Below are 13,821 nucleotides of genomic sequence, written 5' to 3' on the forward strand. Positions count from 1 at the left end.
ACACCTCCTGAATGAGTTGCAGATTGAGACCATCATGCCCTACCGTCAAATTAGTTTCACTTTGCTACTCATTTTTCGATTGGAGTGCGATGGACGTCTGGCGACGGTTACTGCTCGCGGTCGTGTGCGGTGTCGCGGTGGCGAGCGTTTACGCCGCGCAGCCGGTGCTCGCGCCGATGGGGGACAGCCTCGGCATCTCGGAGGGGCAGCTGGGATGGATCGTCTCGGTCGGCCAGTTCGGCTATCTGGCCGGTCTGGTGCTGCTGGTCCCGCTCGGCGACATGGTGGCCAACAGGCGACGCCTCATCGCGGGCCACCTCGTGGTCACCGCGGTCGGCCTGCTTCTGACCTCCCTGGCCTCGGCCGCCTGGATGGCCTTCGCGGGACTCGCGCTGGCCGGGATGTTCGCGGTCGTGGTGCAGACCACGGTGGCCTACGTGGCATCGGCCTCGCCCCCCGCCGAGCGTGGGCGGAACATCGGGGTCGTGACCTCCGGCGTGGTGACGGGCATCCTCGGCGCGCGGATCGTCACCGGCGTGCTCGCCGAGCAGTGGGGCTGGCGGAGCATCTACGCGGTGCTCGGCGTGCTGGCACTCGGACTTGCCGCCCTCGTCCTGCGCGCCCTGCCCCCGGAAGTGCGTTCCCACCGGCCCGCGGGGTACCGGCAGGTCGTCCTCGGGCTCTGCGCGCTGTTCGGGGAGCGGCTCTTCCTGACGCGCGGCCTCATCGCGTTCTTCCTGTTCGCGTCCTTCGGAACGCTGTGGAGCGGGCTCTCGCTGCCGCTGGCGGACGAGCCGTGGCATTTCAGCGAGAGCCAGATCGGCATGTTCGGTATCGCCGGACTCGCGGGCGCGCTGGGCGCGGCACGCGCGGGGCGCTGGGCGGACGCGGGGCGGGCGGTCCCGATGGCGGGCTTCGCGCTGGCCCTGCTCGCCGTCTCCTGGGCCGCGACCGCCCAGCTGCCCTGGTCCCTGTGGCTGCTCATCGTCGGCGTCGTGGTGCTCGACTTCGCGGTCCAGGTCGTGCACGTGAGCAACCAGCACATGCTCACCAGTGCGCACACGGAGCGCGCCAGCAGCGTCATCGGCGGCTACATGGTCTTCTACTCCCTCGGCTCCGCCCTCGGCGCGGCCGCCACCACCTCGGTCTTCACCTCCTACGGATGGGCCGGCTCCAGCATCCTCGGAGCCGGATTCGCGGCCTGCGCCCTGAGCGTCTGGGCGGCCGGCCGGGGCCGGTCCTCCGGCGTGCCCGGGGCCCTGCCCGGGGCGGCGGGAACCCGCGGCCAGGAGGAGAGGCAGAAGGCGGAAACCGCCTGAGGGCTGTTCTGCCGAGGGGTGGTCCGGGAGCCCAGAGTGCTCTCGGACCACCCCTGCCCGGAAACCGGGATTCCCGGCGCTCCGAAAACCGCTGGGAGACAGTCCCGAGGTTTATCCGAAACAAATCCGGCCAGTTGGGAACTTTATGTTTTCGATGGGCCGCCTTGACACCCGGAAATAAGCTGCTTAATCTCATCCGGGAACTGTGAAGATTGTCTGGTGGATAAAACTGCGAAACGCAGTTTCTGTCTGCGCCTCGTGAAATGCAAGAAATTCCGGACACGCATTGAGGAGTAATGGTGGATCTCTCGTACACCGCAGGCCCGGCAAGCATCGGCATCGAAGAGGCCTCGCACGGCGAGGCCGGCCCTCGGCCCTTCGACCCGAATGACTGGAATTCCGTCCGCGCGCAGTTCCTTCTCTCGCCCGACCTGGCGCACCTCTCGAATTTCTACCTGGCTTCCAATCCGAAGCCTGTCCGTGACGCCATCACGAAGTACCGGAAGGCATTCGACGAGGACCCGCACAGCTTCCTCGACGACAATATGTTCGGCCGGGAGGAGGACATGCTGTGGCGCACCGTGTGCGCCGAGGCCGCCGAATACGTCGGTGGCCGGGCCGACGAGATCGCCCTCACCACCAGCACCACCATGGGGCTGGCGCTGACCTACAACGGCCTGCGGCTGAAACCCGGCCAGGAGATCCTGACCACCACGCACGAGTTCTACCCGCATCACGAGGCGATCCGCCTGGCCACCGAGAGGTGGGGTGCGACCATGCGCGCCATCTCGCTCTACGAGTCGTCGTCCGACTTCTCCGTCGACGAAGCCGTCGCCCGCATCCGTGCTGCGATCCGCCCCGAAACCCGCGTCTTCGGCGTCGCCTGGGTCCACTCCAACACCGGCGTCCGCCTGCCGATCACCAGGGTCGCGGACGTCATCGCGGATCTGAACCGCGACCGGGACGAGGAGGACCGCGTGCTGCTCGTGGTCGACGGGGTGCACGGCTTCGGCGTGGCGGACGAGGACGTCGCGAGCATGGGCTGCGACTTCTTCTCCGCGGGCACCCACAAGTGGATCCTCGGACCGCGCGGTACGGGGATCATGTGGGCGAAGCCGGAGAACTGGGCACTCCTCCAGCCGACGATCCCCAGCCTGATGAGCAAGGAGACCTCCGCGGCCTGGCGGCAGGACCGCCGGCCGGCCGGACCCACCGAGGCCGCGTGGATCAGCCCGGGCGGATTCGCCGGGTACGAGCACCAGTGGGCCACCGCCGAAGCGTTCCGCTTCGTCCGCCGGATCGGGCGCAAGCGGATCCAGGACCGGATCGCGGAACTCAACAGCCGGATCAAGGAAGGCCTGGCCGAGATGGGCCACGTCACGCTGCACACCCCGCTCGACCCCGAAGTGTCCGCGGGGATCGTCACCTTCGATGTCGAGGGCTACGAACCGCGGAATGTCGCGAAGATCCTCCGCGAGAACCGTGTCATCGCCAACGCCACGCCGTACGGCGTTCCCCGCGTCCGCCTGTCGGCAGGCATCGTCAACTCCCCGGAGGACGTCGACCTGGCCCTGAAGGTCATCCGGTCCCTCAAGGGCGCATGAATCCCGCCTCGAACCCTCGTGAGGGGCCGCCGACCGAGTCGGCGGCCCCTCACGCGTTGCGCGGGCCGGCGGCCCGGGCGGCCCGGACGCGGTCCTCGGCCCGTGCCCGGAGCCGGTGACGGAGCTCGGACCCGGTGACCGGCCGGCCGGGGGCGCCGGTCGCGAAGCAGGTGATCCGCACGCCGTCCGCGTCCGTGGTCCTCGGCCGGGCGCCTGGTGGACCGCCGGCCGAGCAGGGGTGCCGACCGGCGGACGGCGCACCCGGGGGAGTACCCGCGCGCTCGACCGCGGAGATCCCCCGCACCACACGGCGGCACACCATCGCACCCCGCGGGCTACGGCCGGTGTCCACCGCGGGATGACGGTTCCGGGCCGCCGATTCCCTCGTGCCAGGACCCGAGTGCGCCCCCTCGGCTGCGAGGTCCCGGCACCGCACCGCCTCATCCGGGGCACCGGGTCACAGCCGCTGCGACAAGCGCGACAGCGCTCTGACGGACCGGTGACGGTGTCTTGGACAGGTGCCCCGCCCAGGAGGTGCCCCCTTGCTCCGGACCGGCTTCGGCGGCACGTGCCGCTACCCGGTCCGGAACGGAACGGATGAGCGCGTACCCCGTCCGCGCTGCGACCGGTGACCCGGCCCGGACCGGCTGCGGTGGGGGAGAGGACGGGGCAGGGGAGGGCCTCTGCCGTCTGCGGCACCGGCGCAAGGCGCGGCTGGACGAGACGGGCGGCGTTCCGCGGATGGCCGCCGAGGGCCGGACGGGCATGAGCTGCCGGGAGCGGAGGGCATGTACAGAGGGGTGGCGCTTGCCATGGAGGAGCGGATTGTGGGGTATCTCCAGGGCGTGTGGGAGAAGGAGGTGGTGGGGGCCGGTCTGTGGATGCCGCCTTTTCCCACACCTCTCCCAGATGATCTTGCGAATCCGGCTCCGCCGCTGCCCAGCGGCCTCCCAGTCTTGGAGTACGAATGATCGTCTGGATCAACGGCGCGGTCGGTGCGGGCAAGACCAGCGCCGCGTGCGAACTGGTCGACCTGATCCCGAACAGCACCTTCTACGACCCCGAGGTGACGGGGGCGCAGCTCCACCATCTGCTGCCGCGGAAGAAACTCGCCGAGGTGACCGACTTCCAGGACCTGCCGATCTGGCGGCGCATGGTGGTGGACACGGCTGCCGCGATGCTCGCCGAGATGCCCGGGGTCCTCGTGGTGCCCATGACGCTGCTGAGGCAGGAGTACCGCGACGAGATATTCGGCGGACTCGCGTCCCACCGCATCCCGGTCCGCCATGTGCTGCTCTCTCCGGAGGAAACGATCCTGCGGCAGCGGATGGCGGACCGCGCCCGGTGCGACGACGGCCCGGAGCCGGCCGGGCGGCGGGACCACGAGCACATCGGGCCCTACCGCGAGGCCCTCGACTGGATCACCGGGGACGCCCTCACGATCGACACCAGCGCGCTCACCCCCCAGGAGACGGCCGCGCGGATCGCCGAGGCCCTGCGCACCGGTGAGGCCCGTGAGTGCGGGATCGTGCAGAGCCCCGCGCCCCGTGCCGAGACCGTCGCCGCCGGAGTGCTCTTCTTCGACGACCAGGACCGGGTGCTGCTGGTCGACCCCACCTACAAGCCCGGCTGGGAGTTCCCGGGCGGGGTGGTGGAGGCCGGGGAGGCGCCCGCCGAAGCAGGCGTACGGGAGGTCGCGGAGGAACTGGGCCTCACCATGACCGCGGCCCCGAAACTGCTGCTGGTCGACTGGGAGGCCCCCAGGGCGCCCGCGCACGGGGGTCTGCGCTTCCTCTTCGACGGCGGGCGCCTGGCGGAGGCGGAGACGGGCCGCATGCTGCTGCCGGGAGCGGAACTGCGCGGCTGGCGCTTCGTCACGGAGGAGGAAGCGGCCCGGCTGCTGCCGCCCACCCGGTTCGAACGGCTGCGCTGGGCGCTGCGGGCCAGGGAGCAGGGCACCGTACTGAACCTGGAGGCGGGCGTCCCGGTGGGCTGACGGAGGCCGGCACGGGCGTCCCGGCGGACCGGGGAGAGCGGGCGCCTCCCGCCGCGGCCCTCCGGCGGGAGGGGGCCGGGGGCCCTCCTTTCACCGCTGCGCGGCTGCCCGCAGACCGGCCGCCGCGTCCGTGGTGAGCGGGGCGCCGTGACCGAAGCAGGCGATGTCCGGCGCCAGCGAGGCGAGCCGCCGCAAGGACGCCTCGGCCTCCGTACGGTCGGTGTTGAACACGCCGAGCATTACCTGCCCGGCCTCCGCCACGCTGTCCCCGGTGAACAGCACCCCGTGGCGCGGCAGATGGACACCGATGGAGCCCGGGGTGTGACCGGGGCAGTGGACCACCCGGGCGCCGCCGCCGAACGGCAGCTCGTCGCCGTCCTCCAGCTCGCGGTCGACCCGGGTGGGCGGCGCGTCGGGGACGGTCAGCGCGTGGGCCCAGAGGGGGAGCTCCCAGTCCAGCAGGACGGGGTCGGCGACCTCGCGCTCCCCCCGGATCACCGGGGCGTCCAGGCGGTGGGCCATGATCCGCGCACCGAACCGGTCGGCGAGTTCCTGGGCGGCGCCGTAGTGGTCGCGGTGGCCGTGGGTGAGGACGATCCGGCTCAGCAGGGCCGGATCGAGGCCCAGCCGGCGTATCCCGTCCTCGACCGCACCGGCGGCGTGCACATCACCCGCGTCGATCAGGGTGAGCTCCGCACCGCCGCCCGGCCCGCCGTCCGTGCTGTCGGGCGTGCCGTCACACCAGAGATACGCCTGGCCGATCGGGAAGCGGAACATGTACAGGCGCTGCGGGAGTACTTCGACGAGGTCCATACGGCGAACGTACGCACGGAGGGAGCTAAGACGCCCGGAATTCTGCTCCGGGCGACTTCGCCCAGGGCGTAGCGGACAGCACCGCCCGGCCGGACACCACCGCCCGGCCGGGCCCGTCTTCCGCCCGGAGCGCTCAGGCCTTCCTGGACTCCGCGTAGTTGCGCAGGAACAGCGCCTCGGCGACCGAGAGCCGCTCCAGCTCCTGGGGCGAGACGCTCTCGTTCACCGCGTGGATCTGCGCCTCGGGCTCGCTCAGCCCGATCAGCAGGATCTCCGCCTCCGGGTACAGCGCGGCCAGCGTGTTGCAGAGCGGGATGGAACCGCCCATGCCGGAGGTCTGCATCTCCTGGCCCGGATAGGCCGCGCGCATGGCCTCGGCCATCGACGTGTACGCGGGGCTGGTGACGTCGGCGCGGAAGGGCTGGCCCTGGCCGACCGGTTCGACCGTGACCCTGGCCCCCCACGGGGCGTGCGACTCCAGGTGCGCGGTCAGCAGCTTCGTCGCCTCGGCCGCGTCCTGGCCCGGCGGCACCCGCAGACTGATCTGCGCGCGCGCGGTCGCCTGCAACGACGGCGTGGCCCCCACCACCGGCGGGCAGTCGATGCCGATGACCGTCACCGCGGGCCGGGCCCAGATCCGGTCGGCCACGGTGCCCGTGCCGATCAGCTCCACCCCGTCGAGGACCCGGGCGTCCCGGCGGAACTCCTCCTCCGGGTACTGCAGGCCCTCCCACGCGGCGTCCGTGGTGAGCCCGTCCACCGTCGTCGTGCCGTCCTCGGCCCGCAGCGAGGCGAGCAGCTGGATCATCGCCGCCAGCGCGTCCGGGGCCGCCCCGCCGAACTGGCCGGAATGCAGGTTGCCTTCCAGCGTGTCCAGCCGCACCCGCAGCATCGTCATGCCCCGGAGGGTGGCGGTCACGGTGGGCAGGCCGACCCGGAAGTTGCCGGTGTCGCCGATGACGACGGTGTCGGCGGCCAGCAGCTCCGGGTGCGCCTCGGCGTACCGCTCCAGCCCCCCGGTGCCCTGCTCCTCCGAGCCCTCCACGACCACCTTGACGGAGACCGGCACACCGCCGTCCGCCTTGAGGGCGCGCAGCGCGAGGAGGTGCATGACGAAGCCGCCCTTGCAGTCCGCCGCGCCCCGGCCGTACCAGCGGCCGTCGCGCTCGGTCAGCTCGAACGGCGGAGAGAGCCACGCCGACTCGTCGAGCGGCGGCTGCACGTCGTAGTGCGCGTAGAGCAGCACGGTCGGCGCCCCGGCCGGTCCGGGCAGGAACCCGTACACCGACTGGGTGCCGTCGGGGGTGTCCAGCAGCGCGACGTCCTCGAAACCCTCGGTGCGCAGCGCGCCGGCCACCCAGCGGGCCGCGGCCTCGCACTCGCTCACCGGGAACTGCTCGGGGTCCGCCACCGACCGGAAGGCCACCAGCTCGGCGAGCTCCGTCTTGGCGCGGGGCATCAGCGAGGCAACGGTCTCGGAAATCGGACGGGCGGTCATGGGCACGCTCCTGGTGGGTGCGACGTTAGGACAGTGGCGCGTCGTGCAAGGGTCGTCCCGTGTCCCCGGCGGGCGTGTGACGACAGCCACGGCTCACGGACGACCCTTACGCGACCGCACGCGACACCGGTGGGTGAGGCGTCGCGTGTACGGCGGGTTCATGGCCGATCCTCCCACAGCGGATCTCGGCCACCACGCGCCGTAGGATGCCGTGAGCAACTGGGGCCAGTGGTCGGGATCGGGAGCAGAAGCACATCGTGAGCAGCGAGAACGCAGACGTCGGACGTGAGCCGGAAGAGTCGTCGACGGTATGGGACGTCGTCGTGGTGGGCGCGGGCCCGGCCGGGGCCTCCGCGGCGTACGCGGCGGCCGTCGCCGGCCGGCGGGTGCTGTTGCTGGAGAAATCCGAGCTCCCCCGCTACAAGACCTGCGGCGGCGGGATCATCGGGTTCTCCCGGGACTCGCTGCCTCCGGGCTTCGAACTCCCCCTCAAGGACCGGATCCACGCGGTGACCTTCTCGCTCAACGGGAAACTGTCCCGCACCCGCAGGTCCAAGCGCATGCTCTTCGGACTCATCAACCGCCCCGAGTTCGACGCCGGCCTGGTCGAAGCCGCGCAGAAGGCGGGCGCCGAACTGCGCACCGGGGCCACCGTGTCGCGGGTCGAGCAGCACGGCCCCGCGGTCCCCGACCGGCGCACGGTCGCCGTGGTCCTCTCCGGTGGTGAGACCGTCCTGGCCAGGGCCGTCGTCGGTGCGGACGGCAGCGCGGGGCGCATAGGGGCACATGTCGGGGTGAAGCTGGACCAGGTGGATCTCGGCCTGGAGGCCGAGATCCCCGTCCCGCGGACCGTGGCCGAGGACTGGGCGGGACGGGTGCTCATCGACTGGGGCCCGCTTCCGGGGAGTTACGGCTGGGTCTTCCCCAAGGGCGACACCCTGACCGTCGGGGTGATCGCCGCCCGCGGCGACGGCGCGGGGACGAAGCGCTACCTGGAGGACTTCGTCGGCCGGCTCGGCCTCGCCGGCTTCGAGCCCACGATCTCCTCGGGGCATCTGACGCGGTGCCGCAGCGAGGACTCGCCGCTCTCCCGCGGCCGGGTCGTGGTCTGCGGGGACGCGGCCGGCCTGCTGGAGCCCTGGACCAGGGAGGGGATCTCCTTCGCCCTGCGGTCCGGGCGGCTCGCGGGCGAGTGGGCGGTGCGGATCGCCGAGTCGCACGACGCGGTCGACGCCCGGCGCCAGGCGCTCAACTACGCGTTCGCCATCAAGGCGGGCCTGGGCGTCGAGATGGGCGTCGGCCGCCGGATGCTCAAGCTGTTCGAGCGCCGCCCGGGGCTCCTGCACGCCGTGCTGACGGGTTTCCGCCCGGCCTGGAACGCCTTCGCGGGCATCACCCGCGGGACGACCTCGCTCGCCGAACTGGTCCGTACGCATCCGCTGGCCCAGCGGGCGTTGTCGGCGATGGACCGCGGCTGAGCCCGCACCCTGCCCGGCAGGCCGGACCAGGCCTGCCGGGGCCGGCCCGCGGAGCGGGCCCGGTCCGCCGCCGCCATCCGGGCCGGCGGCCCCGCGGCGGGGGTGCCGTCCGCGGCGGGGCCCGGGTAGGTTGACCCGCCATGGACTGTGCTTCGTACCTGCGGCACCTGGGCCGGGAACACGCCGCGTTCCGGGCCTGCCTCGACGGTGACCTGTCCGCCGCCGTGGAGCACTGCGGCGACTGGACGCTGTACGACCTGGCGAACCACCTGGGCGGCCAGAACCACTGGGCGGCGGCCGCGGTGACCGAGCGGCGCGGCGACCACACCGTGCCGGCCGCGCCACGCGAGCGGACCGCGCTGGTCGGCTGGTTCGAGGATTCGTGCGCGGCGCTGACGCGGGCACTGGACACCGACCCGCTGACAGAGGCGTGGACGTTCCACCCGCCGCACACGGCGGGCTTCTGGCAGCGGCGCCGCTGCCTGGAGGCGCTCGTACACCGCTGGGACGCCGAGAACGCCCTCGGTACGCCAAGTCCGATGGACGCCGGACTCGCCGCGGAGGGAGTGGCGGAGGTCCTCGACACCATGGTGCCGAGGCAGCGGTCCAGGGGACGCGCACAGCCGCCCGCGTCCGCACTGCGGCTCGACGCCACCGACACCGCGCACACATGGACCTACGGACCGGGCGTCCCGGTCGCCAGGGTCTCCGCCACCGCGGAGGACCTCCTGCTGCTGCTGTGGGGGCGGGCCCGGGACGATGACCGGGCGTACGTGTGGGAAGGGGACCGGAGGGCGGGCCGCCTGGTCCTGGAAGGGCCGCTGACCGCCTGAGGCGGGGAGGGCCCGGCGGGTGCCCGGGACCGCGAAACCTCCCCGGAAGCCCCGGAAGCCCCGGAAGCCCCGGAAGCCCCGGAAGGGCCGGTACGGGCGGATCCCGAGGGCCGGTACGGGGCTTCGTAGGGGTAGGGCGGTACGGCCCCTCGTCCGGTCAGTCCTCCACCGTGATGCGGAAGACCGGGTGGTCGGGGCAGGCCGCCAGCAGTTCGGCGTCGGACGACTTGGCGGTGACGCCCTGGAAGTACTGGTTGACCTCCCAGCCCCACTTCTCCAGGTAGGACCGCAGGACCAGCGCTTTCTGCGCGTCGTCCGTGACCTCCTCGGCCGTGAACGCGTGGGCCCTGCGGCCCACGCGCAGCTCCCCGCAGCCCGCCGCCCGCATGTTGCGCACCCACTGGGAATGCCCGCGCGCGGAGACCAGGTACCGCGTCCCCTCATGGGTGTGGGGGTTGACGGGGATGCGCTGCATCTGTCCGCTCCTGCGGCCCCGCACCGACATCTCGGCGCTGCCCATCAGGCTGATCCCGTGACGGGCGAGCCAGCCCACCACGCTGTTCATACGGACGTTGAGCGCGCTGCCCCGGAGGTAGTACGGCTGAGACATGGGACCCCCACCACTGGATGCTTTCGAGAGCACTGCTCTCGCTTGAGATCAGTGTGCACGAGAGTGCCTGAGTAAAGCAAGAGCAGTGCTCTCGTTATTGTTCGGTGCTCTCCCGGCGTGGCAGACTGAAGGGCATGAGCAGCATCCGAGGAGCCAGGGAACGTGCCCGTGCCGAGATCACCGCGGCCATCAAGGAGGAGGCCCGGCGGCAGCTCGCGGCGGACGGAGCCGCGAAACTCTCCCTGCGCGCGGTCGCCAGGGAGCTGGGTATGGCCTCCTCCGCGCTCTACCGCTACTTCCCGAGCCGTGACGACCTGCTGACGGCCCTCATCGTCGACGCCTACGACGCGGTGGGCGAAGCGGCGGAGGCCGCCCGCTCCTCGTCCGAAGGATCCGGCGAACCGCACGCCGTCCGATGGACGGCCGTCGCCTGCGCTGTGCGCGCCTGGGCCCTGGCCCACCCTCATGAGTACGCGCTGATCTACGGTTCACCCGTACCCGGTTACAGCGCCCCCCAGGACACCGTCGGCCCCGCCTCCCGGGTCGGCCTGGTCCTGATCGGCATCGTCCGCGAGGCGTGTCCCGGCGACGGGCTCACCGCGGACGCGCTGCCGGACGGGCTGCGCACCGACGCGGAGCGGCTGGCCGCGGACCTGGCCCCCGGCCTCCCGCCCGCCACCATGACCGCGCTGATCGCCGCGTGGGCGCAGCTCTTCGGGCTGGTCTCCTTCGAGGTCTTCGGTCAGTTCAACCGGGTCGTCGAGGAGCGCGACGCCTTCTTCCGCCGGGCTGCCCGTGAACTGGCCCGTACGGTGGGCCTGCCGGACGACGCGGTGTGACGGCCCGGCGGGCGGCGCCGTCCGCCCCGTCCGTACCGCGCCCGGCCCCGCTGTCCGTACGCCCGTCTCCCCTGTCCCGCTCCCCGTGACCGGTCCGCCGTCCCCGCCGTGCGCCAGGGCGGGCCCGGGCGCACCCGCTCAGCCGCCGGTGTGCGCGGCGTGGCGGGCGCCGTGGCCCAGCACCGCGGCGACGGCGGCGAGCAGGGTCACCGTGGTCAGTGCCAGCGGCAGGGAGAACCAGTCGGCCAGGAAGCCGATGACCGGGGGCCCCAGCAGCATCCCGCCGTAGCCGAGCGTCGACGCGGTGGCCACCCCGCTCGGCCCGGCCACCTCCCCGGCCCTGCCGACCGCGACCGGGAAGATGTTGGCCAGGCCCAGGCCGGCCAGGACGAAACCCGCCAGGGCGAGCGGGACGGTGGGCGCGAGGGCGCCGAAGAGCATCCCCACCGCGGCCGTCGCCCCGCCCGCCACCAGGGTCCGGGTCTGGCCGAGACGTTCCAGCAGGGTTGTGCCGCAGAACCTGCCGACCGCCATGGCCAGCGCGAACAGGGCGTAACCGGCGGCGGCCGGCCCCGGAGCGGCGTGCAGGTCCTGGGCGAGGTGCAGGGCCCCCCACTCGGCCAGCGCGCCCTCGCCGTAGGCGGTGCAGAGGGCGATGACACCGAAGAGGATCACGGTGCGGCGCGCCCCCGCGCCCGCCCGGCCCCCGTCCGCGGGCCCCGGAGCCCCGGGGCCCGGGGCGGGCCTCGCGACGGGCGGCTCCGCGGCCCGGCGCTCCCGCAGGAGTACCGGCCCGGCGGCCGCCGTGACGAGCAGGCCCGTGCCCGCGAGGAGGAGGAGGTGGGCCGAGGGGGAGAGGCCTCCCGCGACCAGGCCCCCGAGGCCCGCGCCCGCCATGCCGCCCAGGCTGAAGGCGGCGTGGAAGCCGGGCATCACCGGGCGGCGCAGCGCCGCCACCAGATCGACGGCCGCACTGTTCATCGCCACGTTCATGCCCCCGTAGGCGGCACCGAACAGCAGCAGGACCAGGCCGAGGGCGGATGCCGAACGGGCCTGCGCGGGGAGCGAGACGCTCAGGGCCAGCAGCACCGAGCAGACCACGGTGACGGCATGGCTGCCGAAGCGGCGGCAGAGCCGCCCGGTCAGCGTCATGGTGATCACCGCACCCGCGGAGACCCCGAGCAGGGCGAGCCCCAGGGCGGAGGTACCGGCCCCGATCTGGTGCTTGATGGCGGGAATGCGGACCACCCAGCCCGCGAACACGAAACCGTCGAGCGCGAAGAAGACGGTCAGGGCGGCGCGCAGACGGGCCGCCGAAGGAGTGGTGGCGCCCTCGCCGGACCGCGCGGCCAGCGCCGACCGCAATTTGTTTAGTTGCGGCACAAAGGAAGCATAGAGTTGCCCCGACCAGGTACGCAAGACCCCCGCCCCGGCGGCCGGCCGGTGGCCGGTGGGCGACCCGGGGGCGTCGAAGGCGCTTCCGGGATCGTGGGAGACTCGCCCCCATGAACGGCAAGTCGACCACCACGCGGACCAGGTTGGAGCGAGGGCGCAGCGCGCTGGGCCCCGCCCTCGAACTGGTCCACACCGGCCGCGCGCCCACGCGCGCGGTGCTCACCTCGGAGCTCGGCGTCACCCGCGCGACCGCGGGCGCCGTGGCCGCCGAACTCGAGGCGCTCGGGCTCATCAGGGTCGACTCCAGCCCGGGTTCCGCGGCCGGTTCGCAGGGGCGCCCCTCGCACCGGCTGTCCGTCCGGGACAGCGGGCCGGTCGCCCTCGCCGCGCAGGTGCACTCCGACGGTTTCCGCGCCGCGCTGGTCGGGCTGGGCGGCAGGATCGTGGCCACCGCCCCCGGCTGTGTGACCGTCATGGCCGACCCGGCCCAGGTGCTGGGCGAAGTCGTCGAGGCGGGGGCGCAGTTGCTGCGCGAGACCGGGCTGCGCTGCGTCGGGGCCGGACTCGCCGTGCCCTCGGCGGTCGCCGAACCCGAGGGCACGGCCCTCAACCCGCTGCACCTCGCCTGGCCCGCGGGCTCCCCGGTCCGGGAGATCTTCACCGCCCAAGTACGCGCCGCCGGGATCACGGGACCCGCCTTCACCGGGAACGACGTGAACCTGGCCGCCCTCGCGGAACACCGGCACGGTGCCGGGCGAGGAGCCCAGCACCTGCTCTGCGTGGCCACCGGACACCGGGGCGTGGGTGGTGCGCTCGTCCTCGACGGCCGCCTGCACAGCGGAAGTTCGGGGCTCGCCCTGGAGGTCGGGCACCTCACCGTGAACCCCGAGGGCCGCCCCTGCCACTGCGGCGGGCGCGGCTGTCTGGACGTGGAGACGGACCCCCTCGCCTTCCTCACCGCCGCGCGCCGCGTGCCCGGCCCCGAGGAATCACTCCTCAAGCAGTCCGGCGACCTGCTGCGCACCGAGTACGCCGATCCCGCCGTGCGGACCGCCGCCGAGGAACTGATCGACCGGCTCGGGCTCGGTCTGGCCGGACTGGTCAACATCCTCAACCCGGACCGGATCATCCTCGGCGGCCTGCACCGCGACCTGCTGGAGGCCGACCCCGAAAGGCTGCGCGCGGTCGTCGCCGACCGCAGTCTGTGGGGCCGCAGCGGCAGCGTGCCGATCCTGTCCTGCACCCTCGCCCACAACAGCCTGGTCGGCGCGGCCGAACTGGCCTGGCAGCCCGTGCTGGACGACCCGCTGGCCGCGCTGGCCTGAGAGAGGCCGAAGCCACGCTCCCGCCTGATCCGGCCCTGTTCTCCCGAAGCTGCCGCGAAGTGACAAGTAGCTCTCTGTAGCGGATCCGGGGTGTGCTTGTCAGGGTTCTTG

Annotated in this window: 11 protein-coding genes and 1 pseudogene; 7 read left to right on the forward strand and 5 right to left on the reverse strand. The window is 72.8% G+C overall.

Annotated elements, in window-relative coordinates; translation table 11 throughout:
- Positions 1-89: 89 nt before the first annotated feature.
- Together CP967_RS31550 and CP967_RS31555 are read left to right on the forward strand one after the other, a co-directional pair.
- Positions 90-1,319, forward strand: a complete 1,230-nt coding sequence (locus CP967_RS31550; RefSeq protein ID WP_150491230.1) for an MFS transporter — start codon at positions 90-92, stop codon at positions 1,317-1,319.
- A 296-nt stretch (positions 1,320-1,615) separates the two neighbouring features.
- Positions 1,616-2,923: an aminotransferase class V-fold PLP-dependent enzyme gene (locus tag CP967_RS31555; protein ID WP_150491231.1), complete on the forward strand. Its 1,308-nt coding sequence runs from the start codon at positions 1,616-1,618 to the stop codon at positions 2,921-2,923.
- Between the two features lie 55 nt (positions 2,924-2,978).
- On the opposite strand, the pseudogene CP967_RS31560 reads toward CP967_RS31555, so the two are convergent.
- Positions 2,979-3,140, reverse strand: a pseudogene (locus tag CP967_RS31560) (IS1380 family transposase); the annotation flags it as partial.
- A 750-nt stretch (positions 3,141-3,890) separates the two neighbouring features.
- Between CP967_RS31560 and CP967_RS31565 the strand changes: the two are divergent.
- Positions 3,891-4,919 carry an NUDIX hydrolase gene (locus tag CP967_RS31565; protein ID WP_150491232.1) on the forward strand — a complete coding sequence of 343 codons (1,029 nt, stop codon included), beginning with the start codon at positions 3,891-3,893 and terminating at the stop codon, positions 4,917-4,919.
- A 90-nt stretch (positions 4,920-5,009) separates the two neighbouring features.
- Here CP967_RS31565 and CP967_RS31570 read toward each other — a convergent pair whose 3' ends face one another.
- A complete protein-coding gene (locus CP967_RS31570) occupies positions 5,010-5,732 on the reverse strand; it encodes an MBL fold metallo-hydrolase (RefSeq protein WP_167535475.1) in 723 nt (240 codons plus the stop codon).
- A gap of 133 nt (positions 5,733-5,865) precedes the next feature.
- Positions 5,866-7,230 (reverse strand): dipeptidase, encoded by a 1,365-nt coding sequence (locus CP967_RS31575; RefSeq protein ID WP_150491233.1) that lies wholly within the window; start codon positions 7,228-7,230, stop codon positions 5,866-5,868.
- A 257-nt stretch (positions 7,231-7,487) separates the two neighbouring features.
- Between CP967_RS31575 and CP967_RS31580 the strand changes: the two genes are divergently transcribed.
- Positions 7,488-8,708: a geranylgeranyl reductase family protein gene (locus CP967_RS31580; protein ID WP_150491234.1), complete on the forward strand. Its 1,221-nt coding sequence runs from the start codon at positions 7,488-7,490 to the stop codon at positions 8,706-8,708.
- Between the two features lie 140 nt (positions 8,709-8,848).
- The gene (locus tag CP967_RS31585) at positions 8,849-9,541 is read left to right on the forward strand and encodes a maleylpyruvate isomerase family mycothiol-dependent enzyme (RefSeq protein ID WP_150491235.1); all 693 of its coding nucleotides are present in this window, start codon (positions 8,849-8,851) and stop codon (positions 9,539-9,541) included.
- Positions 9,542-9,698: 157 nt separating this feature from the next.
- On the opposite strand, the gene CP967_RS31590 is transcribed toward CP967_RS31585, so the two are convergent.
- Positions 9,699-10,151, reverse strand: a complete 453-nt coding sequence (locus tag CP967_RS31590; RefSeq protein ID WP_150491236.1) for a nitroreductase family deazaflavin-dependent oxidoreductase — start codon at positions 10,149-10,151, stop codon at positions 9,699-9,701.
- A 134-nt stretch (positions 10,152-10,285) separates the two neighbouring features.
- Here CP967_RS31590 and CP967_RS31595 point away from each other — a divergent pair, with 134 nt between their 5' ends.
- Positions 10,286-10,990: a TetR/AcrR family transcriptional regulator gene (locus CP967_RS31595; protein ID WP_150491237.1), complete on the forward strand. Its 705-nt coding sequence runs from the start codon at positions 10,286-10,288 to the stop codon at positions 10,988-10,990.
- A 138-nt stretch (positions 10,991-11,128) separates the two neighbouring features.
- Here CP967_RS31595 and CP967_RS31600 read toward each other — a convergent pair whose 3' ends face one another.
- Positions 11,129-12,373, reverse strand: a complete 1,245-nt coding sequence (locus CP967_RS31600) for an MFS transporter (protein WP_150491238.1) — start codon at positions 12,371-12,373, stop codon at positions 11,129-11,131.
- Positions 12,374-12,495: 122 nt separating this feature from the next.
- On the opposite strand from CP967_RS31600, the gene CP967_RS31605 reads away from it, so the two are divergent.
- Positions 12,496-13,710 (forward strand): ROK family protein, encoded by a 1,215-nt coding sequence (locus tag CP967_RS31605; RefSeq protein ID WP_150491239.1) that lies wholly within the window; start codon positions 12,496-12,498, stop codon positions 13,708-13,710.
- Positions 13,711-13,821 lie beyond the last annotated feature (111 nt).

It is taken from the genome of Streptomyces nitrosporeus (genome assembly GCF_008704555.1).
Lineage (GTDB): Bacteria > Actinomycetota > Actinomycetes > Streptomycetales > Streptomycetaceae > Streptomyces > Streptomyces nitrosporeus.